Raw genomic sequence first — 24,816 nt, 5'->3', positions numbered from 1 at the left:
TAAACATAATTAACCTTAAATAAATAATGAATAATATGGGAGAAACTCAAGTAAAAACTGCGCATCCAAAAGGACTTTGGGTATTATTTGGAACGGAGATGTGGGAGCGATTCAATTTCTATGGAATGCGAGCTTTATTGACATTATTTCTTGTGAACTCATTATTGATGAAAGAAGAAGAAGCTTCTCTTATTTATGGAGGTTTTCTTGGACTTTGTTATTTAACACCAATGTTAGGTGGTTTTGTAGCCGATCGTTTTTTAGGTAACAGAAATTGTATTCTTTTAGGTGGATTATTAATGGCGATTGGTCAAATGTTGTTGTTTACCAGCGGAACTATTTTCGACGGAAATTTACCATTGGCTAAAATCATCATGTATTCTGCATTAGGAGTTATTGTTTTTGGTAACGGATTCTTCAAGCCGAATATTTCAAGTATGGTTGGAAGTTTGTATCCAAAACAAGAAAAAACAAAATTGGATAGTGCTTTTACTATTTTCTATATGGGAATTAACATCGGAGCTTTCTTAGGGCAATCTATTTGTCCTTTGTTAGGAGATGTTAAAGATGCAGGCGGAATTAGAGATATTCACGCTTTTAGATGGGGATTCATGGCAGCTTCTGTAGCAATGCTTTTGGGGACTATTCTTTTCTATTTCTTGAAAAATAAATATGTGGTTTCTCCTGAAGGAAGACCATTAGGAGGTTTGCCTTCTAAAAATGAAGCTTCAGATTTTGAAGAAGGTGAAGCACAAAAAGCTAATTTTTCTAGCAAAGCTTTAGTGCTTGCGGGAGTTGCATTTATCGCTTTAGGATTCTTTTTTCATTATGTTGTAGGTCAGAATTTAATTTATACTTTGATCTATTCTAGTGGTATTTCATTGGCAGGATTAATTATTTCGGATACTTCTTTGACTAAAATCGAAAGAGACAGAATTATTGTAATTTATATCGTCTCGTTCTTTATTATTTTCTTCTGGGCTGCATTTGAACAGGCAGGTTCATCATTGACTTTTATTGCAGATAACCAAACAGATAGAAACTTCTTTGGATTTTTAATGCCACCATCTATGGTTCAGATCTTTAACGGACTATTTGTAGTTGTGTTAGCAGTGCCTTTTAGTATTCTTTGGGATACATTAAGAGCTAAAGGTAAAGAACCAATTTCACCGGTAAAATTAGCGGTTGGTTTAGTAGTTATTTCGATCAGTTTCTTTATGATTGCAACTCAGGTTTCTTATATCGGAACTTCTGGATTGTTATTAGTAAAATGGCTTATCTTATTATATTTCTTAAATACTTGTGCTGAGTTATGCTTGTCTCCAATTGGATTATCGTTGGTAGGTAAATTATCTCCTAAACGTTTTGCTTCATTACTTTACGGAGTATTCTTTTTATCTAATGCATCAGGTTATGCTTTAGGAGGGACTTTAGGTTCTATCTTACCTGCAACTGGTGATAAATTTGCAAAAGCAAAAGAATTAGGAATCGATCTTCAGGGTGTTTTAGACAATAAAATTACACCAACGGCTGAGCAATTAGCTTTATTGGATCAACACCAGATTAGTGCTCATAATCACTTTTTTGCAGGATTCGAAATCCATAACTTATACGAATTCTTTATGGTTTTTGTTGTTCTTACGGGTCTTGCAGCAATTATATTATTTGCTTTGACTCCATTCTTGAAAAAAATGATGCACGGAGTACGATAATATGGAAAACAAAATCACATTAGAAGAAATTCAAAATTTTAAAGGCACTTACCCAAAACAATTGTGGTATTTGTTTTTTGTTGAAATGTGGGAACGTTTTTGCTTCTACGGAATGCGTGGCGTACTTACTTTTTTTATGGTAGATCAGCTTTTATTAAAAGATGAACATGCCAATTTACAATACGGAGCTATTCAGGCTTTTGTTTATGCTTTTACTTTTATCGGAGGTATTTTTGCTGATAAAGTATTAGGGTTTAAAAAATCATTGTTTTTTGGAGGAATCGTTATGATTCTTGGAAATCTTTTGATTGCTTTTTCGCCTCAGACGATGTTTTACTACGGTATAGCTTTCTCTATTATTGGAACAGGTTTTTTTAAGCCAAACGTTTCTTCAATGGTTGGAGAATTATATCATGAAGATGATGGTAGAAGAGATGCCGGTTACGGAATGTTTTATGCCGGAATAAATGTTGGAGGACTTCTTGGAGGTGCTTTGTGTATTTATTTAGGAAAATACTATTCTTGGCAATTGTGCTTTTTATCAGCTGCTGTAGTAATGTTTTTGGGTTTAGTTACCTTTTTGTTTACTAAAAAATATTTGGGTCCAATTGGAGATTCTCCATTATTAAATTTAGAGCCAGGTAAAAGAAGAATTCGTGAAATTGCAGTTTATGCTATATCGATTTTAAGCTTGCCGTTTATTTTTATAATGGTAAAAAATACAGATTATACAGATTATTTCATGTATACTATTGGAATAGTTGCAGTTTTGTATTTTACTTATGAATTGATAAAATTGGGCGATATAAAAATGCAGAAAAAGCTTTTTGCAGCCTTTTTGTTTGTATTCTTTTATTTGTTGTTTAATGCAATTTATGAGCAAAGTGGTGGTTCGCTATCGCTTTTTGCAAAAGATAATCTAAGCAATAAATTGTTGGGTTTTACAATTGATCCTAATGTGGTAAACAATAGTTCGAATACATTTTTTGTAGTGGCTTTAAGTCCGCTAATAGGTTTATTGTGGATTTGGCTTGGAAAAAGAAGAATTGAACCTAATACTTTAATTAAATTCGGAATTGGATTCTTGTTTTTGGGAGCTTCATTCTATATTTTTTATCTAACCAAGTTTTTTGCAAATTCAGAAGGTATTGCATCATTAAACGTGTTTACTTTTGCTTATTTGGTAACAACAATCGGAGAACTTTGTTTAGGTCCAATCGGAATGTCAATCATCACGAAACTGTCTCCAAAAAGATTATTCGGAATGATGATGGGATTATGGTTTCTGGCAAGTGCTTTCGGGCAATTATTTGCGGGAAAATTAGGTGCTGAAATATCAAGATCAAATACTGGAGATACTTTGCTTTCTAAGCTTCAGTCTTATACAGAAGGATATTATCAATTGGCAATTTATTCGCTTGTAGCAGGAGTTGTTTTAATTGCGATTTCGCCAATTATTAGAAAATTAATGCAAGAAGTAAAGTAGACGACATTTAGCAATTCTTTTTTTGCTTAAATTTGTAGAAAATAATAAGGATATGAAAAAAATAATACTAGTAACATTGTTTTTTGTTGGTGCATTTGCAACGCAAGCGCAAGAACTAAAATGGTATACAGATGTAAAAGAAGCAATTACGGTAAGTAATAAAGCGCAAAAACCAATGCTTCTGTTTTTTACAGGAAGTGACTGGTGTGGATGGTGTATTCGTTTGCAGAACGAAGTTTTGAAAACTCCAGAGTTTAAAAAATGGGCTGCAGACAATGTTGTTTTAGTTGAACTAGATTATCCTAGAGCTGTACCTCAAACGCCTGAGCTTAAAAATCAAAATAATGAATTGCAACAAGCTTTTGGGATTCAGGGTTTTCCAACGGTGTATTTTACAAGTGCGGAATCAAAGGATGGAAAAGTCAATTTTAAAGGTTTAGGAAAAACCGGTTATGTTGCAGGAGGTCCATCTGCCTGGTTGACAGTTGCAGAAGAAATTGTGCATCCAAAAAAATCTTAAATTAAAGTAAATTCTATTTTAATATAATAAAAACTCCTTACAGATTTGTAAGGAGTTTTTTTTGTTTAGTAAGAAAAAGTATTCATTATTTTGGTTGGTTTTACGGCTTTGTTATTTTATTATAATTAAAAAAACATATAATGTATTTTTTGTATTAATAAAAATTGGAAAATTAAAATATTATGTTAATTTCGTCATGCTATACTAACCAAAACCAATTATACTATGACCAAAAAATTACTTATCCTACTATTTTTTTTAGGTTCATTTTTCATGCATTCGCAAAATTTAGTTTGGAGAACAAACATGACAGATGCTATTGCAATAAGTAATGAACAAAGAAAGCCAATGTTAATTTTATTCACTGCCTCAGGTGTACCGGAAAATCTTCAAAACGAAATCTTTAAAACTCCTGATTTTGCAGTTTGGTCACGCGACAATGTGATTTTGGTAAAACTGGATTTATCTGATTCTACCACTGCGGATGGAGACAGGGAACAAAATCTTAAACTGAAAAGCGCTTTTGGTGTCGAAGATTTACCCGAAGTTTGTTTTGCAAGCGCTTCTATTCGAAAAAACAAAACAACTTTTAGCGCCTTGGGGAAACTTGCGTATAAACCAGGTGGAGCTAAAGCCTGGATTGCGGAATCAAATGCAATTCTGCATCCAAGCGAATAAAATAGAATTTAAATTAAGTTTCTTAGTTTAATTTGTAGAATCCCTTTTCAGCTACGGTATGAAAAGGGATGTTTTTTTTGGATTGAAATGCGATATCAGTAGTTTTAGTTTTTTTTAGGGCTTAAATTTTCATTTTGTTTAAAATTTAAGGTTTAAATAGTAAAATTCATTATAATGTAACTTTTTAGAAGTATTTATGATGGAAGTGTTTGTTAACTGCTCATTTTTGTGTTAATTTGGTTTTTATAACCCCCAATAAAACCTGCAAGATTATGACCCGAAAACTACTTACCCTACTATTTTTTTTAGGTTCATTTTTTTTGCATTCGCAAAATTTAGTTTGGAATACTGATTTAAGCGATGCATTTGTAAAGAGTGATGCGGAAAGGAAACCATTGTTAATATTTTTTACTGCGGCTAGCGCCGGACAGAAAATGCAGAATGAGATTTTTGCAAGTCCTGATTTTGCAGAATGGTCACGCGATAATGTTATTTTATTAAGACTTGATTTGTCTGACTCATCATTAACGGACCAGGATAAAGAGCAAAATATTAAAATGAAAAATGCTTTGGGTGTCGAAGAATTGCCTCAAGTTTGTCTCGTAACGATCACAATCAGGAAAAATAAACCAACTATTGATAAACTGGGACTGCTTGGGTATAAACCTGGTGGAGTACAGCAATGGATAAAAGAAGCTAAATCGATTTTGCGACCTTAATAAAATCGCTTTATATTATTTTAGTTTGTAGAATCCCTTTTCACTCGTTGCGTGAAAAGGGATATTTTTTTTGATACAAGTTAGTTTCCAATTCTTAACTATAGAATTTGAATTTGAAGCGTCTGCAATTATTATTTTCGGATGTAAATTCTTCAAAAGCCGATCTAAGTTTACTTTTGGAGATTGAGTAAGAAGTACTATATCAGGCTGAATTTTGTTTTCATAAATTCCTGTGCTGTCTAAAACCAAAATTTTTTTTCCGCTAAAGAATAATGTATTCTTAATTTTAGTGGTGCTTTTTAAAACACCGAAATTCCCAACTAAATAAGATATTGAAACGTTGTTTTTGGTTAGCGTATCGCTTGTGATAAAGCTTATGTTTTTTCCAATTCTTTCAGATAGTAGTGTGTTTTTCTTTGTATGATAAACGATTAATTCCTGCTGACTTTCGGTTTCTTTTTTAGTATAGATAAAAGAAATCTGAACTATAATTATGCTAAGTAAAAGTGAAATCGCTTTGTTGAAATTTGGCTTACCCATCCAAATTGTGCCTATAATTATCAATAAGTAAATAGTTATCAGGTAATAAAAATTGAAACTTATATCCCGAATTACAAATGATTCAAATGTTGCAACAAAGTGAATCATTAGATTTAAGAGATATATACTCTTTTCGAAAATAACCGCAAAAATGACCGGTGGACTATAAAAAACGGCAATGATCATCACTATGATTCCGGCTATCATTATAAAAGATAATACTGGTAGAATGATAATATTAGTAACGAAAAATAATCCCGGAAATTGATGAAAATAATACAAACAAACGGGTAGAGTGCCTATTTGTGCAGCAAAAGAAACTGTCAAAGCATTCCAGATATAAATTGTTATTTTGTGTTTTGGAGTCCAGATATTTTTTAAAATCGGTTGTAACCAAAGAATGAAAAACAAGGCCAAATAACTTAATTGAAAACCAACGTCAAACAGAAAATAAGGTTCAAATAGTAATATCAATAAAATTGAAACTAATAAAGTGTGATAAATGTTTCCGCTTCTGCGCAAATGATTTCCTATGGCTAGAAAAGAAAACATAACAACGGAACGTAAAACGGGCGGAGATAAACCTGAAATTATAGCGAAAATTGCCAATGATACTAAAATGGAAATCAATTTTATAAAGGAACCTTTTCGATTGTTAGGAATTGGTTTTAAAATAAAATTTATAAACAGCATTATAAATCCAACGTGTAATCCTGAAACGGATAGCACATGTGTTGTTCCGGAATATTGGTAATCTTTTATTATCTCTGACGAAATCTCTTGCTGTTGTCCTAAAATCAAAGCAAGCGCAACGTTCATTTCGTCTTTGCTGAAATGCGCTTTTTCAAGATTATTTATTATTCTGGAATGCAAACGACCGGAATAATACCAAATGTCCTTTTTGATATTTTTATTAATCGTTATTTCAGATTTTCGGCAGTAAATCTGTCCATAGATCTGTTTATTTTCTAAATACTTGGCATAATCAAATTGATTGGGATTTTTGCTTGAAGTATTCCTTTGTAAAATTGTTTTTACCCGAATTGCATTTCCTAAAATAACATTGTTTTTTGTACTGTCTTTTTGAATGTTTATAATGATTCTTCCTGTTTGAGTTTTGTTTTCAATTTGGTTTATAATGCCAATATAGCGATCATTGAAGTCGTTGCTTTTTAGTTTTTCACGTAAAGTGAAAGTTATAAACTGGGGTTTTTCAAATGCTGTTTTAGCATGGATGTAATTCGATTCCTGATAAGAATCTGTTTGTAATTGAAGTGTAAGTATTCCAATAAAAAATGAAACTATAGAAGTACTTATTCCAAAAAGGGTATTTAATTTTTTGTTTTTAGCAATGAAAAAATAGAGAATGAAGAGTATTATGGCGCTTGAAATAAGTATTATTCCGGCAGTTGCTATCGAAGGCTTTGCGTAGTAAGAAACAATAATGCCAAGAATAAAGCTAATTGTAATTTTAGCCAAAGGAAAATCTAATACTTTCATGGCTTAAAAGTATTAAAATTTTGTAAGAAAAAAGATATAATTTTGTTTATTTCAACTTATTCGATTACTCTGTTGATTTGAGCAAAAGAATTTCCGTAATAAGCTTCTTTTGTAGACGAAATTATTACTCCTTTGGATGTTGAGGAATGTACAAATTTTATTTCGCTCGAATTTACTTCGACAATAAGTCCAACGTGATTAATTTGCTTGCTTTTGTTTGTTTTAAAGAAGATTAAATCGCCTTTTCGAGCGTTATCAAATTTGATTATTGTGCCTATTTTAGATTGCTCAAAAGAGCTTCTCGGTAATTTTATATTTTCAGATTCAAATGTAGTATATACCAATCCGGAACAGTCGAATCCACTTTTTGTAGTTCCTCCGGCTTTATATCGAACACCAATATTGTCTGTCGCTTTATCGATTAATTTATTGACGGTATATCGGTTTTCTTTTTTTGATTCATTTTTGCCTACAGCGTTTGATGTCGATTTACACGAAGTAAAAGCAATCGCCAGAAGAAGGAAAATGAGTATTTTTTTCAAATTAAAAACTTTTTTAAACCTGTTTTAAATCAGCTACAATGAGTTTTGCCGTTTTTTTACTTGCACCAACACCACCTAACTTTTGCTCCAGAATATCATAATTCTTCAGTAGTTTTTCGCGATATTGAGGTTCAAGTAATTTATATAACTCTTCTTTTATGCGTTTAGTATTGCAATCACTTTGAATTAATTCGGTTACAACTTCCTGATCCATTATTAAATTGACAAGAGAGATGTATTTTAGCGTAATAATACGTTTTGCAATTTGATATGAAATCGAACTTCCTTTATAACAAACTACTTCCGGAACTTTAAAAAGAGCCGTTTCAAGAGTTGCAGTTCCTGAAGTTACCAAAGCTGCCGTTGAAGAACGCAATAAATCATAGGTTTTATTAGAGACAAACGCAATGTTTTTATTTTTTATAAATTGCTGATAAAATTCATAATCCTGACTTGGAGCGCCGGCAATCACGAACTCATAATCCTGAAAATCATCAACAACACTTAGCATAACGCTTAACATTTTTGTGATTTCCTGTTGGCGACTTCCCGGTAAAACGGCAATAATTGGTTTGTCTCCCAATTTATGTTCTTCTCTAAAAGTCTTTTCATCAAAAACAGGTTGATTTTGAATCGCATCAATTAATGGATGTCCAACAAAATCTACGGGAAAATGATGTTTGTCTTCGTAGAAACTTTTCTCAAAAGGTAAAATCACAAACATCTTATCAACGTCTTGTTTTATGGCTTTAATTCGGTTTTCTTTCCAAGCCCAAATTTGAGGAGAAATATAATAATGTGTTTTATAATTTAACTCTTTAGCCCATTTTGCAATACGCATATTGAATCCTGGATAATCGATAAAAATCAAAACATCAGGTTTGAATTCAGAGATGTCTTTCTTGCAAATCTTTATATTATTTAAGATGGTTTTCAAATTGAAAATAACTTCAACAAATCCCATAAAAGCCAATTCACGATAGTGTTTTACTAATGTTCCGCCGGCTTTTTGCATTAAATCTCCACCCCAGAATCTAATTTCTGCTTGTGGATCTTCTTCATACAATGCCTTCATTAAATTTGAACCGTGTAAATCTCCAGAGGCTTCGCCAGCTATTATGTAATACTTCATATAGATTTATTTGAAAGTGTTTTTCGATTTTTAAACACAATATTTTTTTTGCACTGCAAAGATAAGATTTAAATAAATAAGGTAGAAATTGCTAAAACAATCACTGCCAGAACTACGCCTCTTGCCATAAGTTCTTTGTTTCTCTTTAGAAGAATTAAAAAAACAGCAAGATCTAAAATTGTCCCTAACGTAATTACTTTTCCTAAATAACCTTGTTTTCTAATTGTTTCAAGTCCTGTTGAAATATCAAAAGTGGTAAAAAAGGTGATAAACAAATAACTTCCAAGAATTGAAGTAAAAATACCGATCATAAATCCGATAAGAATGTCTGCTTTATTCATTTAATTTCCAAGTATTAAGTTGTTGTATAGAATGATGTGCTGTTAAGTCAAATTGTACGGGAACTACCGAAATATATCCATTTTCTAAAGCCCATTCGTCAGTATCTTCACCTTTATCTTCATTGGTGAATTTTCCGGTAAGCCAGTAATAATCTTTCCCGAAAGGAGTTTGTCGTTTGTCAAATTTCTGCGCATAATACGCTTTCGCCTGACGACAAATTTTTATTCCTTTGATTTCATTTTCTTTTAATTTTGGAAAATTGACGTTTAAAACGACACCTGGTGGTAATTTATTGGCAAGGGTTTCTAAAGTAATTTTTTTTACGAATGATTTTATTTGCTCAAAATCGGCATTCCAGTCAAAGTCTAATAATGAAAATCCAATTGCCTGAATTCCTTCGATTCCTGCCTCAACAGCAGCGCTCATAGTTCCTGAATAAATTACATTTATAGAAGAGTTTGAACCGTGATTGATTCCGGAAACGCACAAATCCGGCTTTCGTTTTAAGATTTCATTTACGGCAAGTTTTACGCAATCTACTGGAGTTCCTGAGCAGCTATATTCAGTTATAATGTCATCTTCTTTTGATATTTTGTCCAGAAATAGGGTGTTATTAATGGTGATGGCGTGTCCCATAGCACTTTGAGGTTTGTCAGGAGCTACGACGACAACTTCGCCAATAGTTTCCATAACGCTTATTAATGCTCTGATTCCGGGAGCCAAAATACCGTCATCATTGGTAACTAATATTAGTGGTTTTTCACTTTTCATTTCCGAATTTTGGTTTTGAATGTAGGATTTTAAAGCAAATGTAGTGACAGATTTTGGTTGAATAGTCACAAATAAAGCAAAATTTGTCAACTAATTTAAAGAACATTTTAGCGCGTCAAACATTTTTATATCTTTAACAAAAAATTATAGTGGACTGGGCTTTGTTGGCACAGTTTTTACCGTAACTTAGATTAAAAAATTTGATGAATGCTATTATTAAGTTTATGAAAAGAAATTATAAAATACTTATAGCCGTATTATGCTTGTCATTAACCTTGTTTGCTTTTAAGATTAATGCAGATAAGACGGTAGATCCGGACCCAAATAGAGATAAAACGCTTTTAGAATTGCTTGCTTTTGTTATTGAAAAAGGACATTACAGCCCTGCGGAAATAAACGATGAGTTTTCTAAAGGAATTTTTAAAGATTATATCGAAGCGCTGGATCCTTCAAAGAGATTCTTTCTTCAATCTGACATTGACGAATTCAAACAATATGAATTGCAGTTAGACGATCAGTTTTTGAATAAAGACTTAACGTTTTTCAATCTTACTTATACAAGATTGATGAAACGTATGGAAGAAAGCAAAAAACGTTATAAGACTATTTTAGCGCAACCTTTCAACTACACTGTTGATGAGAGTTTTAATGCTGATTATGATCATATTCCGTATGCGAAAAATCTAACAGAGATTAACGAAAGATGGAGAAAACAAATCAAATTGTCGACACTGTCTTCGCTTGTTGCGAAACAAAAATTAGAAGAGGATAAAAAGAAAAAAGATCCTGCTTACAAAGAGAAATCTTTTGATGCATTAGAGAAAGAAACTCGTGATAGTTCTTTAAAATCATTAGATGATAACTTTGGTGTAATTAAAGATTTGAATAAAGAAGATTGGTTTTCTGTATATGTAAACTCAATCATGACACGTTTTGACCCACACACAAGCTATTTTGCACCTGAAGAAAAAGATCGTTTTGATGTTAATATTAGTGGAAAACTAGAAGGGATTGGAGCAAGATTAACTAAGAAAAATGACTTTACTCAAATTGACGAATTAATTTCTGGAGGTCCGGCATGGAAAGGTAAAGAATTGGAAGCTGGAGATTTAATTTTGAAAGTAGCACAAGGAAACGAAGAGCCAGTTGATGTAGTTGGAATGCGTTTGGATGATGTTGTGAAAAAAATTAAAGGTCACAAAGGAACTGAAGTTAAATTGACAGTTAAAAAAGTTGACGGAACAATCAAAGTAATTTCAATTACAAGAGACGTTGTAGAAATCGAAGAAACGTATGCTAAATCTAGTATTGTAGAAAGAAATGGATTGAAATACGGTGTAATTTATTTGCCTAAATTCTACATTGATTTTGAAAATAAAGATGGTCGTGATGCAGGAAAAGATATTGCTCTTGAAGTAGAAAGACTGAAAAAAGAAGATATCAACGGTATTGTACTTGATGTACGTGATGATGGAGGTGGATCTTTGTCTACAGTTGTTGATATTGCAGGTTTATTTATCGAAGAAGGACCAATTGTTCAGGTAAAATCTGCTGGAAAAAAGAAAGAAGTTTTATACGATAAAGATAAAAAAATCGAGTGGGACGGACCATTAGTAATTATGGTTAACAGCTTCTCGGCTTCGGCATCAGAGATTTTGGCTGCTGCGATTCAGGATTACAAACGTGGAGTTATCATTGGTAGTAAACAAACTTATGGTAAAGGAACCGTGCAAAATGTACTTGATTTGAACCAATTTGTTCGTAATGCAAATTATGGAGATTTAGGAGCTTTGAAAATTACAGGACAAAAATTCTACAGAATCAACGGTGGTTCTACTCAGTTAGAAGGTGTTCATAGTGATGTTGTTATGCCAGATCGTTATGCTTATTTAAAAATGGGTGAGCGCGATATTGACAATGCAATGCCTTGGGATAAAATTGATCCTGCTGATTATAGCACTTGGACTTCAAATGAGAATTTTGCGAAAGCAATTGACAATAGTAAAAACAGAATCGCTCAAAATGCACAATTCAAATTGATTGAAGATAATGCAAAATGGATCGATGTTAAAAATAAAGAGAACACTTATAGCTTGAATATTACTAGCTTTAAAGCTACTCAGGAACAAGTTGAAAATGAAGGTAAAAAATACAAACCTATTTCGGATTATAAAAATAGTTTGACTTTTAAATCATTGCCTTACGAAGAACTTGAAATGAAAAATGACGCTACATTAAAAGAAAAGAGAGATGCTTGGCACCAGGCTTTATCTAAAGACGTTTATGTAGAAGAGGCTTTGAATGTACTAGATGATTTACAATCTAAAGGTTATGTAAAAAACACTGTTTCTCCTAAAATGAAAAAGGATAAATTGGTAAAATCTTAGATCTTTATAGAACTAATTTGTTATTAAAACGCTCCAAAAAGCTTAATTTTTGGAGCGTTTTTTTGTAAGTTTATATTATGTAAGAGGTAATTTGTAATCTGTTAGAAGACCTCACTAAGTATTGAATATTGAAAAAAAGATTGTTGTATGAAGAATTGTATTGTTTTAGGTTTGATTGGTTTTTTGTTTTTGTCTTGTAAAAATGAAATCAGGGAAAAAGAAAATTTAGCTCAAGAACAGGAATCTGGTTTTGTATCAAATCAAAATAATACCGGCTCAGGATTTTCTGTTTCGTATTTGCCTACATCTACAACTAAGCAAATTGTAAAGCATAAATATTATACACTTTCTTATAATGAAAAGTATGAGCAAGCTGAATGGGTTGCTTATGAATTAAAGAAAGAATATCTGAAAAACGGAAATTATAAACGGCCGTATTTTATTGAAGATCCAAGTGTAACGACAGGTTCTGCAGATTGGAGAAACTATAAAAAATCAGGATATGATAAAGGGCATCTTTGTCCTGCCGGAGATATGGAATTTGATCAAAGTGCTTATAATGATACTTTTTATACGTCTAATATTTCGCCTCAAAAGCATGATTTTAATAGCGGAATCTGGAATAGGTTAGAGCAAAAGACACGTTATTGGGCAGAGAAGTACAATGATATTTATGTCGTAACTGGCGGAATTCTGAAAGACTCAGATAAAACAATAGGAACAGAAAATGTTGCTGTCCCTAAATATTTTTATAAAATTATTTTAACTAAATCCGGCAAAGAACACAAAGCAATTGCTTTTTTGGTTCCTAATGAAGATAGCAATAAGTCACTTTATGATTTCGTAGTTCCTATTGAAACTCTTGAAAAAATGACAGGAATTGACTTCTTTCCAAATCTGAAAAATTTAAAAAGTAGTAAGGATTTTTAAGTTGCTAAAAAAAAGGCTTATAAATGTAAATCAAGGGATGAAAGTCTACAATTTGTGCCGTTAGGCACTAAATATAGGTTAGAAATTAAGTTCGTAATATGCTAGCTAGCGTGCCATAGGTACGCAACAAAACAATAGCTATTTCGTACCTACGGCACTCTAAATTTATTCTTATCCCTGTTTTTACCAATATTTAGTACCTAGCGGCACATTTCAACCTTTGATTGGTATTTTAAAAATTGCTTTGAGGTTTTTTGGGATTAAATAATATAAAACTAAGAAGAGCTAATACCCAAACGCCAATTCCTCCTTAAAGCATTATTATTTCAAAACCATGAGCGAGCGCTTTATGGAAGATTGAATTTGATGAATCTAATAGACTTAATTCCGGAAAATCTTGTTTAAGTGATGAAAAGTTTCCTGCAGCTATTTTTTCTGAAATAGAATGTAATGTTTTTGAGCCTACTGATTTAGAAAAAGCGATATTTAAGTATGAAAAAATTCCTTCAACTAATAGATAACCCATTAATGCAATATTGATAGACAAGGTTATTAATCTTGCGCTCATATCTATTCCTGAAGCCATTCCTGATCGATTGGAAGAAACCGAACCTGTTGTTGCATTGGTAACTGGTGTATTGGTTAATCCTAATCCAATTCCGGCTAGTAAAGAACCCGGAAGCATTGTTAACCAACTGGCATCTTCGGCAATACTGCCATATCTCATAACAATAAAACCTAGTCCGATTATAAACAAGCCTAACGGAATTACAATTCCTGAACGATATTTTACTGTTAGATATTCTGCAAAAGGCGGAATTATTAAAGTTGGAAGTGTATAAGCAAGCAAAGACAAACCAACAGTTACTACATCATATCCCAAATAACTTTGAAAATAAATGGGTAAATATATTATGAAAGGCCAAAAGCTAAAATTCATACCAATCGACCCCAGAATTGCCCCGGAAAAATTCCGAATTTTGAATACCGAAAAGTCAAACATTGGGTAAGGATTTGTTTTTTCAACCCATAAAAATAAAATGAGACTTATAAATGTTACGGCTATGATAGTTAAAGCTATCGGACTTGTAAAACCAAGATCAGGACCTTGTGTGATATAATAAGTTAATCCAAATACAGCTAAAGACAAGGTGATTATGCCCCAAATGTCTAATTTTTTAGCATCAGAATCTTTAGATTCATCTATGTAAAAGTGAACGAGAATAACAGCCAAAAAGGCGAGAGGAACATGAATTAAAAACACCCATTTCCATGATAAAACAGCAATGATTGATCCACCTATTATTGGACCAAAACCTAATCCAACGCCAAGAATGATTCCCCAGATTCCAAATGCTTTACTGCGTTCTTTCCCTTCCTGAAATTGGTGTGATAAAGTGGCTATTTGGCAAATTAACATTGCGCCGCCGCTTATTCCCTGGAAAAAACGGCTGATTATTAATAAGGCTATATTTTCTGTTAAACCGCAAATTAGTGAGGAAATTCCAAATAAAGTTAAAGTGATTATTAGAATGCGTTTTCTGCCGTATCGATCGGCGAGTGTTCCAGCAGCCATTAAAACTGTTGTGCAGCCTATCGTATAGATGTTCATAATCCATTGCATGTCTTTGAGATTGGCATTTAGTAATTTTTCGAGTGTTGGAAGTATAACCGGAACACTTGAAATTTCCAGAGAGAACATTAATGTAGCTAGACAGATCGCAATTAAGACAATTGTGTTTTTGTATGTATAAAAATTTTGCTTCATTTTTTAAATTATTTTTAGCAAAATTAAACTGATTATGTTTATTTTGTCGGTACAATTAAACGATAAAAAAGTACTTTTGCAATATGAGAAAAGAGAATATGCACCAATCTGTTGAAGTAATTTATAAAAAGGTCGAAGATCATTCGATGGTAAATTCACAGCTTAGTTTTTTTCAGATGGTTTATGTTATTTCGGGAACGGGATTTCTTCGTATTAACGGAAATGCAATACATTATCAAACAGGAAATTTAATGTTGCTGACGCCAAATGATTATCACACATTTGATATTTCGACTCCAACAGAGTTCTTATTGGTTAAACTTAATAGTGAATATATAAAAGGGTATAAGTCAAAAAGTATTGATCATATCGAATGTTTATTGCATTATGCATCGCATTTATCTGGTTGTATTTTGAAACGAAAAGAGGATGAATTTCTGGTGAAATCTATTTCAGATTCATTGATTCATGCTGCTCAAAATCAGGATATTTATGAAGAAGATTTAATTACACATTATGTAAATGCTCTTATTGTGATTGCGGCAAGAAACATTGCTAAAATAAAACCGCTTGGTGTAAAAGAAAATGTCGATAAAAGAATTCTGGAAATCATCAATTACATTCAGTCTAATATTTTCTTTCCTCAAAAAATAAAAGTTTCTGTGATTGCGGAGAAATTTGATATATCAGAAACTTATCTCGGGAGTTATTTTAAGAATCATTGTGGAGAAACGATTCAATCTTTTGTTTCCAATTATAAAATTCGACTGATAGAACATCGTCTAAGTTTTAGCGATATGAGAATTAATGAAATTGTAGATGAATTTGGTTTTTCTGATGAAAGTCATCTTAATAAGTTTTTCAAGAAACATAGGAATATTAGCTTGACAGGATATAGAAAATCTAAAGTTTTGCCGAATTGATTTTTTTTCTGTCACAGATTTCAAGAAAGAGGTGTTAGGTCTTTGATAAATAGTTGCTAATTTAAATTGTCTATAGAGGAACGCGGATTAAACGGATTCGCTATCGCGAAAACGCAGATTAAACGGATTTTTTATCTATTATTTTTAAAAATCCGTATCATCCGCGTTCCTTTCGCAAAGAGTTAAATAGAATTAAAAAGATTAAAATGGATTTTTTTATGCTGGTGCTTGTGTCTTTTTTTTAATTTAATTTTAAAGATTTATTATAAAAAAAGCCGAAGATTTCTCTTCGGCTTCTGTTTTGTGTATTTCTTGAAACTTAAAAATTAGTCAAAGTTTTTAGATCAACTATTGTTTGAGTTGGGTTTTCGGCTTTAAATACAAAGCTTCCGGCAACTAAAACATCAGCACCGGCTTCTACTAATTGTTTCGCATTTTTGCTTGTTACACCTCCATCAATTTCAATTAATGTTGAAGCGTTTTTGCGCGTAATTAAAGCTTTTAATTTCTGAACTTTAGCATAAGTATTTTCGATGAAAGACTGTCCTCCAAAACCAGGATTCACACTCATAATACAAACTAAGTCAATATCATTGATTACATCTTCTAATAAATCAATATTAGTATGTGGATTTATCGCAACTCCAGCTTTCATTCCTTCGGCTTTAATTGCCTGAAGTGTTCTGTGCAAATGTGTGCAAGCTTCATAATGTACCGTTAAACCCTTGGCGCCTAAATCAGCGAAGGTTTTAATGTATCGATCCGGATCAATAATCATTAAATGTACATCAATATATTTTTTTGCATGTTTAGAAATTGCTTCTAAAACTGGCATTCCAAAAGAAATATTCGGAACAAAAACTCCGTCCATAATATCGATATGAAACCAATCAGCCTGACTGTTATTGATCATTTCGACATCACGTTGTAAATTGGCAAAATCAGCTGCAAGAACAGAAGGAGCAATAAGTGTATTTTTCATTGTGTGTTGTGTGTGTTGTTTTTTGCAAAGATAATGTAATGTAATTTAACCGCAAAGTGCGCAAAGATTTACGCAAAGTTCGCAAAGTTTTTATACTAAATGTAAATGATTGGTAGATATAAAGCTCACAAAGTTTTGCACACTTTGCGTTAAGATTAAGCTTTTTATATTCTTAGCGAACTTTGCGTAAATCTTTGTGTTCTTTGCGGTAAAATCTCACAGTAAAAAACATACAGAAAATAAAAAACTCCGGTAATCAGCCGGAGTTTCAATCATCAATCAAAAAACGAACAGTCAATCAAACTGTTGTTTGCTTTAAAGTCCAATATAAGCACTTTCGCAATAAATTCCAAATCCCAATAAAATAATTGAAATTTGGAATTTAAAATATTGGATTTATATTTTAATATTAACCTAAATAGGTTTTAAGAATTTTACTTCTAGAAGTGTGTTTTAATCTACGGATTGCTTTTTCTTTAATCTGACGAACACGCTCACGAGTAAGGTCGAAAGTTTCTCCAATTTCTTCTAAAGTCATTGGGTGTTGATCGCCAAGACCAAAATACAAACGAACAACATCTGCCTCTCTAGGAGTTAATGTTTCTAAAGAACGTTCGATTTCAGTACGCAATGATTCGTGAATTAACTCTCTGTCCGGGTTTGGAGATTCTCCTGAACGTAAAACGTCATAAAGGTTAGAATCTTCACCTTCAACAAGTGGAGCATCCATAGATAAGTGACGGCCAGAGTTTTTCATAGACTCTTTTACGTCATTTACAGTCATGTCAAGTTCTTTTGCAATTTCTTCAGCAGAAGGTGGACGCTCGTTAGATTGCTCTAATAAAGCATACATTTTATTGATTTTATTGATAGAACCAATTTTGTTTAATGGTAAACGAACAATACGAGATTGTTCTGCCAAAGCCTGAAGAATCGATTGACGAATCCACCATACAGCGTAAGAGATGAATTTGAAACCACGAGTTTCATCAAAACGTTGAGCCGCTTTAATTAAACCTAAGTTTCCTTCATTAATTAAGTCAGGAAGAGTTAATCCTTGATTTTGATATTGTTTAGCAACCGATACAACGAAACGTAGGTTGGCTTTTGTTAATTTTTCTAAAGCTCTTTGATCACCAGCCTTTATTCTTTGTGCTAATTCTACCTCTTCATCAGCGGTAATTAGGTCAACTTTTCCAATTTCTTGTAGGTATTTGTCTAACGATGCAGTTTCACGATTGGTTACCTGCTTGGTGATTTTAAGTTGTCTCATGTTTTTTGTCTCCTCAATTTTTAAGTGTACAAATAGTTATACGTAAGAAGATACAAAAAAGTTACAACGATATGTAAAATATTTTTTAAAATGAAAAACACTCCGTCTTAAAGGTTTAATTAGGAGTGTTTTATCGAGCTGGGGCAAACTTATTTTTAATCTGAAAAATCATCAGAAGTGTCTAAAATTTCGTCAAATATTTTTTTAAGCGATCTTATATAGATCGGAAATGAGATTAGTAATAATATATATTCTTTTCTAAGAACTGTAATATCATCCAGAATTTCATATAAACAAGGAATTATGACTGCTAATGAGACAATAACTCCAACCCAGGGATTATTAATTATTTTTTTCATGATTGATAAAGGCCTCATATCAGGTTGGTTGATTAATGCTATTCTCATTTATAGTAGGTATTTGTTGTTTACGAGTGTAAAAGTAATTTTGATTTTGCCGTTTTAGCTGAGAAATGTCATGAAAGCTAGTTTTCTTGTCATGAAAGCATTAAGGAAGATTGCAGATAAGAAATCAGTGCATTAAAAATGGCAAATCCCCTTTGTTTCAAAGGGGATTTGCCGTTTTTGTATTTTAAGTAGAATTATTTTAAGATAAAATATTCATCTTTTTTATAAAGTCTTTATAAGTATCACTTAAGTTTATTTTGTGGTTTCCTTTTAAGATAACAAGATTGTCAGCAAGAATTATTTCTTCGATTTTGTCTGTATTGACGATAGTATTTCGATGTGTTTTTATGAATTTATTCTTGTCTAATAAATTACTGATTTTGGTAAGTGAGATCTGGATGACAAATTTTTCTTTCTCAGTAATAATATTGCAATATCGTTCTTCGACTTCAATATATAAAATTTCACTTATGGCAACTTTTTTTAGTGAGTTTTTCTTTTTTATAAATAAATAATCATTGCTGATTACAGTGTCTTGTTCTTCGCTTAAAAACACATTTGTTTGTTCGTAGAACTTTTCTACAGCCATTTCTATAGCGTAAAGAATTTCTAATTCATTAAAAGGTTTCATCAGAAAGCTGAAAGGTTTTGTAAGTTTTGCACGTTCAAAAATCTGACGATCCTGGGAACTTGTCAAAAAGACAAAAGGTTTTGAAGCATTCGGAATAATATTTATAGACTCAGCAAATGTAATTCCGTCTGGTTTTCCATCAAGAAACACATCGATGATGATAACGTCAACGGTGTTTTCGTAAAAAAGCTTTATAGCATCCGTAAAGTTTTTGGCTACTCCGGCAATGGTGTAATTGTTTTCAAGCAATACTTTGATAAGCGCATCGCTTTGTTCTGGAGTATCTTCTATGATTAAAACATTGATATTATCCATTATTTATTGTTTTTGGGAAAGTTAAAATCATTTTTGTTCCCTTGTTTAGTTCACTTTCTATAGCTAAAGTTCCGCTATTTTTCTTGATCATTTGTTTGCATAATTGTAAGCCTAAACCAGTTCCTATAATTTCAGAGTTATCTTTCTTAGCCAACAATTCACCATCTGAAAGCAATTCCTGAATAGTGCTTTCTTTCATTCCAATACCCGAATCCTCAATGATAAGTTTACAAAAATCAGTATTTGTGTCTTCTGTATAAAAGCTGATTTTTCCGTTTTCATTCGAAAATTTAATTGCATTGTCTAATAGATTTCGAAGTACAATTTTTAAAGAATCGAGGTCTACAAAAATAAAAATATTTTTTGAAACCGAATTTTCAAAAGTAATGGTTTTATCAAGAAGTAATGGTTTGTAATTGTACTCAATTTGTTGAACAACCGAGTACAAATGCACTGATTCTTTATGAAAATATAATTGCTTGGTTTGCAGCATTGCCCAATGCAATAAATTATCCAGTAAGCTATAAGCACCATTGGCAATTGTACTATTTTGTATGATAAGTTGGTTTAACTCATCATAATTTTTAGTTTCAAGAGTTGCAGATAATTTTGCGTTACTAGTTTTGAGTGCGTTTACAGAAGATCTTAAATCATGGCTTACAATCGAGAACAATTGATCTTTAGTCGCATTAAGTTCGTCGAGTTTATTCTTTTGAAGTAATATAGTTTTAGAATTTTTTACTTTTTGGGCATAAAGATAAACTCCGGCGGTTAAAATTAATAATAAACCAATTGCAGCAAAAAAGAAGCCATTACGTTGCGTTTTTTTTAGCTTGTTCTCAACTTCAAGTACTTTAATTTGTTTTTGTTTTTGTGCTACCGCAAACTTTTTTTCGAAATCAGCAACTGCCCAAATTTTGCTTTGATTGTTTAAGGAATCTTTCCATTGGCTAGCTTCTTTTCTATATGCTAATGCCTCTTTTAAGTTGCCTTTGTTTTCTTCTACAACGGACATATTCTTTGCCGCAACCCATTTGGTGTCAAAATCATTTGTCATTTTAGAAAGAGAATAGGCTTTTTCGAAGTAAGGAATAGCTTTTTTATCTTTATATTGGACATAATATAAATTTGCAATATTCATATATAATTCAACTAAAGAGATGGTATCTTTTTCTTTTTCTTTTAATTTAAGGCTTTTAAAAAAATATAATTCTGCTTTATCAAATTGATTAATTAGTAAATAACAACTTCCCAGGTTTCCATAAATTACACTTATTTTAAAACCTTGCTTGTTTGTTAATGGGAGTTTCTCGACTTTTTCAAAATATTGAATGGCTTTTTTATATTCTTTAAGTTCTAAAGATGTCTCTCCTAAAATTTTGTTTACTAATGGATAAAACTCAAAATTTTGTGTTACTAATTTAAGTTCCGTTTTGGCTTCTTTAAATAGTTTTAGTTGTCGAAATGAGTTTCCTCTTAAATAATGACAATAGTTTATTAATTCCTTGTTTTTACAAGAACTTAATTGCTTCATTGAATAAACTAACGTGGAGTCCCATTTTTTATTAATGAAAAAAAAATGAGCTTTTTTAAAGTTAATTTCAGTTTTGAACAAGAGTGCTTTTTCTTTCAAAATTTCTTCAAAAGGATCTGCTTCTGTTTGTGTCCTTGAGTATATTAATGATGTAGAAAAGGTCAAAAATAAAATTAAAACTAGTTTAAATTTAGACATTTTTGAATAGGTTAACTTTAGGTGAATTTTGGTAATTATGCATATAGTTTAACTTAAACTAAAGATGTTTGGTTAAACTATATGCTATAAAAAAATCGAGACTTATGTTCCTACTTTTACTTCAGTACCTCTAGAAGTTTCCGGATCAATATTTCTTAAGTAAGACTTAACGGCTGTAATATTATTAACTGTGTCAGAGATATAATCGACTTCAACATACCAAACATCATAAGTATCAGGTGTGCTTTCATCCCAAGTATAGTCAAAATAAATTTCGATATTGGTATCATTTTCAATTAGAGTTCCAATGACCGGATTTTGTGAATCTTTAGAATTAATGTATACAGTAGCGCAGATTTTTAATGTAAGTACTCCTTGATTTCTGTAAAATTGTGCCGAAGCTAAAGGAGGAATTGGGAAAGTAAGATGGTTTTTGTCTGTGAACACAAAATCTTGCTCGTTAATTTTTGTGATTTGAGTAACTTTAAAATTCATAACAGGGTTTTTAGGGTTAAAATTTTTATTTTTGGTAGGCTAAAGGTATTTTTTTTCTTTCAATAAAGAATGAAATACCATCAGTTTTTCTTCATTAACGCTAATTTTCATGACTATTTGTTAAAATTTTTCCAGAATTTGATTCTTTTTGTTACTTAAATCAGGTCAAATAAACCACTTTTATTCCACTTTGAATATTCTGTCAATATGAATTAAATCTCCTTTATCAGTAATACCTTCCAATGTAATTTTAAAATTGCCAGAAATGTCAGAAATATAAAAAGGAATGCTCATTTCGGTATTTTGCAATTTTATATTTGGTTTCCAAAGCAATTGATATCGATAATCAGGAATTCGATTGCTTGTATTAGACTCGTATTTTGGTTCATAATATGATTTTGCTGCTTCGGGTCTTAGAATTGTTGTTTTCAGGACATTTTTATCCGAATAAATAGATGCAAAATCATTGTTTTTTGTCGTGATACTTACAATTCCGTTAAACAATTTTGGACCATAATAATAAGGTGATGCCACTACGCTAATGCTTTGAATTTGATAAGCGTTGTAATTGTATAAAACATTCATATCCTGGATTTGCAATCCATCAACGAGAACAAGACAAGGTTCAGCAGATTGTATAACGTTGTATCTGATATCTGATAAATATAAGGACGGAACTTGCTTGTAATCTTTAAAACTTAGTTCAGTAACAATTTCTATGATTGTTTCTTTAAAGGTTCGGAATCTGTCGAAATCATCAAGATTGTATTTTTTTTCATTCGATTGAAAAAAAACTGCCGTGTCGCTTGATTCAATTATACTGTCTTTTTTTTGCGAAAAATAAACATTTTCGATTTGTGTTGCCAATGAACGTTCCTGAATTGCTTTTAGATTTTTACTTGAAATAGTGGTTTTATCCGAGAAAACCAGATTTGATAAATCTGGACTTGGTTCTTTGTCAATTGCAATCGAATAGTTTTCTTTTTCAGATTCTGATAACTGAAAATAACTGTCAGATACATTTGTTTGTTTATCAATTATAAAAATAAACTTGCCGTTTTGATCAGTTTTTGTGGTTTTGAAAATGAAATTTTTCCCCGGAATTGATAGCGTAACTACTTTATAAGCTAAGTCAGCGTTTGCAATTTTTGAACTAATATGTCCGGTAATAATTTCGCCTCTTATTTCAGGAAGAACCGTTAAATCTTGCTTTAAACGTAAATCAATATTATCAGTCTTAGTATTTGACAAAGTGTTAAGGCTATCTATTTTTCGGATACTTAAAAAGTAATTTCCGCTTTCTAATGTCTTTGGAATTATAATAGAAGCTTTTTCTCGTTTAGAATATTTCTCTTTATTAATGCCCAAAACAATGTTGTTTGTTGTTTCGTTTGTATAAATGTCTTTGTTTGCAACATTTTCAATAGTCATGTTTATATTTTCCTGAAATGGATTTATGATTGTAATATCCATTTCAAAAAAGTTGCTTTGAGTGTTGTTTAACATCCACGAAGTATACGCGATAATTTTGTAATTGCCTGTTGTTAATGTTGTGGGAATAAAACAATCTCCAGAACCCAAACCGTTTTTTAAGCTAATTTTGTTTTTAAAAACACTTTCTTTCCCACTATTAATTATTTCTATATAAGCGACTTCACTTACGTCTGAAAGTGTTTTGTTTTTGCTTAAGCAATATAATTGATAATAAAGGGTTTCGCCTGTAAGCAGAACCGTTGTGTTGGTTTTAAGCAATATAGATTCTGTACTCAAATTGGTGTTTTTTTGAGCAATAATAGTAGGAGTAATGCTTATCAGTAAAAAAAGCAACACTATTGTTTTGATTAATTTTCCCAAAATGAAGGTATTACGTTAGAAGAAAATGATGTACAATCTCCGCATTCTTTATCGACCATCCAGTATGCTGTAGGCGACATACCTGGACCACCGCCTATATAAACATGCGTGGTAAGAACTTGGTAATTGTCATCAGGTATTTTGCTAAATGGGATTAGTTCAGGTGTACATTGTCTAAAATATTTTGCCGGATCTACTGAAGAAAATATGTCAGCAAAATTGAAGAAGATTCGTTTTTTAGTAACTGCAGCAACGTCAAAAAAACCAACAACTTTTTCTGATGAGTTATCTGTCGATTTTATGTTTCCAACAATAAACCCCGGTTGGTTTGGAGATAACACATCTCCTGAATCAGACATTTTCTTTGATGTGAAATAATAATCGTACGCAAAACGGTTTTGTGTATACTGTGAAACCAGAATACTGTAGCGATTTGCTATTATGTAATCGGATTCACTTATAAAACGAATAGGAAAATTTACTCTGTCTTCAGATAAATCAGTTGTATTGGTTTGTATAATTCCCGTAGATTTTTTGGTGCTGTAACAAATGTGTGTATTTGGCTCTGCAGGCACAATTTCCATTTTAAAAGTGCCTTGATAAGGAACTAATTTTATACGTTCTGTTGTTGTATATACAGTTACGACCTCATAAGTCTCTTCGTATTCGTAGCGATAATATTTGGAAGTATTTGTTGGATCAAAGCTTTTAACATTTATCTGAGCGCCTTTTTGACCTTCTCTTTCCCCAGCAATAGCTTCCAGATCGATGGTATTTTGAGTAGTCAAGGTTTCTTTTGAAGACGTATATGATTTTCCGGAAGCCGATATGATTTTTAGCTGATAATCTTTGTTTGGTTCTGCTTTAAATTCATTTTCAGAAATATATTTCCCGTCTTTTTCCTTAAAAGAAAACTCATTACTATCACTATCAACAACCGTAACTTTTGCTCCTGATTCTATTTTTGTTATTGTATCATTAAGAGGTCTTGTTCTTGAGATCTTTATTTCCTGATGTTTTAACTCATTTGTTATTGTGGCTTCAACAATCAAGGCGTTTTCAAGATTTTGATCCTGAAAAGCATATTGTTCTGTACAACTTGACAAAATGACACATGAAAAAACAAGAAGTGCCGATTTTTTTAATATTGATAAATTCATATTGATACGATAAATGA

22 protein-coding genes are annotated in these 24,816 nt (G+C 31.7%); 8 read left to right on the top strand and 14 right to left on the bottom strand.

All coding sequences use genetic code 11. The features are described 5' to 3' along the window. The first annotated feature begins 35 nt into the window (after positions 1 to 35). The 5 genes from C8C83_RS06775 (at position 36) to C8C83_RS06755 (ending at position 5,115) form a co-directional block, all read left to right on the top strand. The gene (locus tag C8C83_RS06775) at positions 36 to 1,712 is read left to right on the top strand and encodes a peptide MFS transporter (protein WP_121329978.1); all 1,677 of its coding nucleotides are present in this window, start codon (positions 36 to 38) and stop codon (positions 1,710 to 1,712) included. 1 nt (position 1,713) lies between these two features. Further along, positions 1,714 to 3,198: a peptide MFS transporter gene (locus C8C83_RS06770; RefSeq protein ID WP_121327255.1), complete on the top strand. Its 1,485-nt coding sequence runs from the start codon at positions 1,714 to 1,716 to the stop codon at positions 3,196 to 3,198. Positions 3,199 to 3,250: 52 nt separating this feature from the next. After that, on the top strand, positions 3,251 to 3,718 hold the full coding sequence (locus tag C8C83_RS06765) for a thioredoxin family protein (protein ID WP_121327253.1): 468 nt from the start codon (positions 3,251 to 3,253) through the stop codon (positions 3,716 to 3,718). 225 nt (positions 3,719 to 3,943) lie between these two features. After that, entirely contained in the window at positions 3,944 to 4,396 is a 453-nt protein-coding gene (locus C8C83_RS06760) for a thioredoxin family protein (protein ID WP_121327251.1), read from the top strand. 272 nt (positions 4,397 to 4,668) lie between these two features. After that, a complete protein-coding gene (locus tag C8C83_RS06755; RefSeq protein ID WP_121327249.1) occupies positions 4,669 to 5,115 on the top strand; it encodes a thioredoxin family protein in 447 nt (148 codons plus the stop codon). A 15-nt stretch (positions 5,116 to 5,130) separates the two neighbouring features. On the opposite strand, the gene C8C83_RS06750 is transcribed toward C8C83_RS06755, so the two are convergent. The 5 genes from C8C83_RS06750 to surE form a co-directional block, all read right to left on the bottom strand. Continuing rightward, positions 5,131 to 7,155 (bottom strand): ComEC/Rec2 family competence protein, encoded by a 2,025-nt coding sequence (locus tag C8C83_RS06750; protein ID WP_121327247.1) that lies wholly within the window; start codon positions 7,153 to 7,155, stop codon positions 5,131 to 5,133. A gap of 56 nt (positions 7,156 to 7,211) precedes the next feature. Continuing rightward, positions 7,212 to 7,697 carry a C40 family peptidase gene (locus C8C83_RS06745; RefSeq protein WP_121327245.1) on the bottom strand — a complete coding sequence of 162 codons (486 nt, stop codon included), beginning with the start codon at positions 7,695 to 7,697 and terminating at the stop codon, positions 7,212 to 7,214. 13 nt (positions 7,698 to 7,710) lie between these two features. Then, positions 7,711 to 8,829 carry a lipid-A-disaccharide synthase gene (gene lpxB / locus C8C83_RS06740; protein ID WP_132011701.1) on the bottom strand — a complete coding sequence of 373 codons (1,119 nt, stop codon included), beginning with the start codon at positions 8,827 to 8,829 and terminating at the stop codon, positions 7,711 to 7,713. Between the two features lie 68 nt (positions 8,830 to 8,897). After that, positions 8,898 to 9,170, bottom strand: a complete 273-nt coding sequence (locus tag C8C83_RS06735) for a hypothetical protein (RefSeq protein ID WP_110837108.1) — start codon at positions 9,168 to 9,170, stop codon at positions 8,898 to 8,900. Beyond that, positions 9,163 to 9,942: a 5'/3'-nucleotidase SurE gene (surE, locus tag C8C83_RS06730; RefSeq protein ID WP_121329977.1), complete on the bottom strand. Its 780-nt coding sequence runs from the start codon at positions 9,940 to 9,942 to the stop codon at positions 9,163 to 9,165. The genes C8C83_RS06735 and surE overlap by 8 nt, the downstream gene beginning before the upstream one ends. A gap of 203 nt (positions 9,943 to 10,145) precedes the next feature. On the opposite strand from surE, the gene C8C83_RS06725 reads away from it, so the two are divergent. Together C8C83_RS06725 and C8C83_RS06720 are read left to right on the top strand one after the other, a co-directional pair. Next, positions 10,146 to 12,329 carry a carboxy terminal-processing peptidase gene (locus tag C8C83_RS06725; protein WP_121327243.1) on the top strand — a complete coding sequence of 728 codons (2,184 nt, stop codon included), beginning with the start codon at positions 10,146 to 10,148 and terminating at the stop codon, positions 12,327 to 12,329. 147 nt (positions 12,330 to 12,476) lie between these two features. Continuing rightward, positions 12,477 to 13,259, top strand: coding sequence for a DNA/RNA non-specific endonuclease (locus C8C83_RS06720; protein ID WP_121327241.1), 783 nt, complete (start codon positions 12,477 to 12,479; stop codon positions 13,257 to 13,259). A gap of 310 nt (positions 13,260 to 13,569) precedes the next feature. Here C8C83_RS06720 and C8C83_RS06715 read toward each other — a convergent pair whose 3' ends face one another. Then, the gene (locus C8C83_RS06715; RefSeq protein ID WP_199735286.1) at positions 13,570 to 15,027 is read right to left on the bottom strand and encodes an MFS transporter; all 1,458 of its coding nucleotides are present in this window, start codon (positions 15,025 to 15,027) and stop codon (positions 13,570 to 13,572) included. An 83-nt stretch (positions 15,028 to 15,110) separates the two neighbouring features. On the opposite strand from C8C83_RS06715, the gene C8C83_RS06710 reads away from it, so the two are divergent. Beyond that, positions 15,111 to 15,950, top strand: a complete 840-nt coding sequence (locus tag C8C83_RS06710) for an AraC family transcriptional regulator (RefSeq protein WP_199735285.1) — start codon at positions 15,111 to 15,113, stop codon at positions 15,948 to 15,950. Positions 15,951 to 16,269: 319 nt separating this feature from the next. On the opposite strand, the gene rpe is transcribed toward C8C83_RS06710, so the two are convergent. From rpe to C8C83_RS06670, 8 genes are all read right to left on the bottom strand, one after another. Then, positions 16,270 to 16,932, bottom strand: a complete 663-nt coding sequence (gene rpe, locus C8C83_RS06705) for a ribulose-phosphate 3-epimerase (RefSeq protein WP_132011700.1) — start codon at positions 16,930 to 16,932, stop codon at positions 16,270 to 16,272. Positions 16,933 to 17,341: 409 nt separating this feature from the next. Further along, entirely contained in the window at positions 17,342 to 18,205 is an 864-nt protein-coding gene (locus tag C8C83_RS06700) for a sigma-70 family RNA polymerase sigma factor (RefSeq protein ID WP_007804760.1), read from the bottom strand. A gap of 155 nt (positions 18,206 to 18,360) precedes the next feature. Next, positions 18,361 to 18,612 carry a hypothetical protein gene (locus C8C83_RS06695; RefSeq protein ID WP_121327239.1) on the bottom strand — a complete coding sequence of 84 codons (252 nt, stop codon included), beginning with the start codon at positions 18,610 to 18,612 and terminating at the stop codon, positions 18,361 to 18,363. A 199-nt stretch (positions 18,613 to 18,811) separates the two neighbouring features. Continuing rightward, entirely contained in the window at positions 18,812 to 19,558 is a 747-nt protein-coding gene (locus tag C8C83_RS06690; RefSeq protein ID WP_132011699.1) for a response regulator transcription factor, read from the bottom strand. Further along, the gene (locus tag C8C83_RS06685; protein WP_121329975.1) at positions 19,551 to 21,092 is read right to left on the bottom strand and encodes an ATP-binding protein; all 1,542 of its coding nucleotides are present in this window, start codon (positions 21,090 to 21,092) and stop codon (positions 19,551 to 19,553) included. Before C8C83_RS06685 ends, C8C83_RS06690 begins: the two co-directional genes overlap by 8 nt. 300 nt (positions 21,093 to 21,392) lie before the next feature. Further along, positions 21,393 to 21,785, bottom strand: a complete 393-nt coding sequence (locus C8C83_RS06680; protein ID WP_121327237.1) for a hypothetical protein — start codon at positions 21,783 to 21,785, stop codon at positions 21,393 to 21,395. Positions 21,786 to 21,965: 180 nt separating this feature from the next. Then, positions 21,966 to 23,555, bottom strand: a complete 1,590-nt coding sequence (locus C8C83_RS06675; protein WP_132011698.1) for a hypothetical protein — start codon at positions 23,553 to 23,555, stop codon at positions 21,966 to 21,968. A gap of 71 nt (positions 23,556 to 23,626) precedes the next feature. Then, on the bottom strand, positions 23,627 to 24,799 hold the full coding sequence (locus C8C83_RS06670; RefSeq protein ID WP_121327233.1) for a DUF4249 domain-containing protein: 1,173 nt from the start codon (positions 24,797 to 24,799) through the stop codon (positions 23,627 to 23,629). Positions 24,800 to 24,816: the final 17 nt, after the last annotated feature.

Origin of the sequence: Flavobacterium sp. 90 (assembly GCF_004339525.1) — a bacterium.
Classification (GTDB): domain Bacteria; phylum Bacteroidota; class Bacteroidia; order Flavobacteriales; family Flavobacteriaceae; genus Flavobacterium.
This window is presented reverse-complemented; position numbering and strand designations above follow the sequence as displayed.

Coding starts and splice junctions, on each gene's coding strand:
- C8C83_RS06775 (WP_121329978.1), top strand. CDS start 36: ATGGGAGAAACTCAAGTAAAAACTGCGCATCCAAAAGGACTTTGGGTA.
- C8C83_RS06770 (WP_121327255.1), top strand. CDS start 1,714: ATGGAAAACAAAATCACATTAGAAGAAATTCAAAATTTTAAAGGCACT.
- C8C83_RS06765 (WP_121327253.1), top strand. CDS start 3,251: ATGAAAAAAATAATACTAGTAACATTGTTTTTTGTTGGTGCATTTGCA.
- C8C83_RS06760 (WP_121327251.1), top strand. CDS start 3,944: ATGACCAAAAAATTACTTATCCTACTATTTTTTTTAGGTTCATTTTTC.
- C8C83_RS06755 (WP_121327249.1), top strand. CDS start 4,669: ATGACCCGAAAACTACTTACCCTACTATTTTTTTTAGGTTCATTTTTT.
- C8C83_RS06750 (WP_121327247.1), bottom strand. CDS start 7,155: ATGAAAGTATTAGATTTTCCTTTGGCTAAAATTACAATTAGCTTTATT.
- lpxB (WP_132011701.1), bottom strand. CDS start 8,829: ATGAAGTATTACATAATAGCTGGCGAAGCCTCTGGAGATTTACACGGT.
- C8C83_RS06735 (WP_110837108.1), bottom strand. CDS start 9,170: ATGAATAAAGCAGACATTCTTATCGGATTTATGATCGGTATTTTTACT.
- surE (WP_121329977.1), bottom strand. CDS start 9,942: ATGAAAAGTGAAAAACCACTAATATTAGTTACCAATGATGACGGTATT.
- C8C83_RS06725 (WP_121327243.1), top strand. CDS start 10,146: ATGAATGCTATTATTAAGTTTATGAAAAGAAATTATAAAATACTTATA.
- C8C83_RS06720 (WP_121327241.1), top strand. CDS start 12,477: ATGAAGAATTGTATTGTTTTAGGTTTGATTGGTTTTTTGTTTTTGTCT.
- C8C83_RS06715 (WP_199735286.1), bottom strand. CDS start 15,027: ATGAAGCAAAATTTTTATACATACAAAAACACAATTGTCTTAATTGCG.
- C8C83_RS06710 (WP_199735285.1), top strand. CDS start 15,111: ATGAGAAAAGAGAATATGCACCAATCTGTTGAAGTAATTTATAAAAAG.
- rpe (WP_132011700.1), bottom strand. CDS start 16,932: ATGAAAAATACACTTATTGCTCCTTCTGTTCTTGCAGCTGATTTTGCC.
- C8C83_RS06700 (WP_007804760.1), bottom strand. CDS start 18,205: ATGAGACAACTTAAAATCACCAAGCAGGTAACCAATCGTGAAACTGCA.
- C8C83_RS06695 (WP_121327239.1), bottom strand. CDS start 18,612: ATGAGAATAGCATTAATCAACCAACCTGATATGAGGCCTTTATCAATC.
- C8C83_RS06690 (WP_132011699.1), bottom strand. CDS start 19,558: ATGGATAATATCAATGTTTTAATCATAGAAGATACTCCAGAACAAAGC.
- C8C83_RS06685 (WP_121329975.1), bottom strand. CDS start 21,092: ATGAAGCAATTAAGTTCTTGTAAAAACAAGGAATTAATAAACTATTGT.
- C8C83_RS06680 (WP_121327237.1), bottom strand. CDS start 21,785: ATGAATTTTAAAGTTACTCAAATCACAAAAATTAACGAGCAAGATTTT.
- C8C83_RS06670 (WP_121327233.1), bottom strand. CDS start 24,799: ATGAATTTATCAATATTAAAAAAATCGGCACTTCTTGTTTTTTCATGT.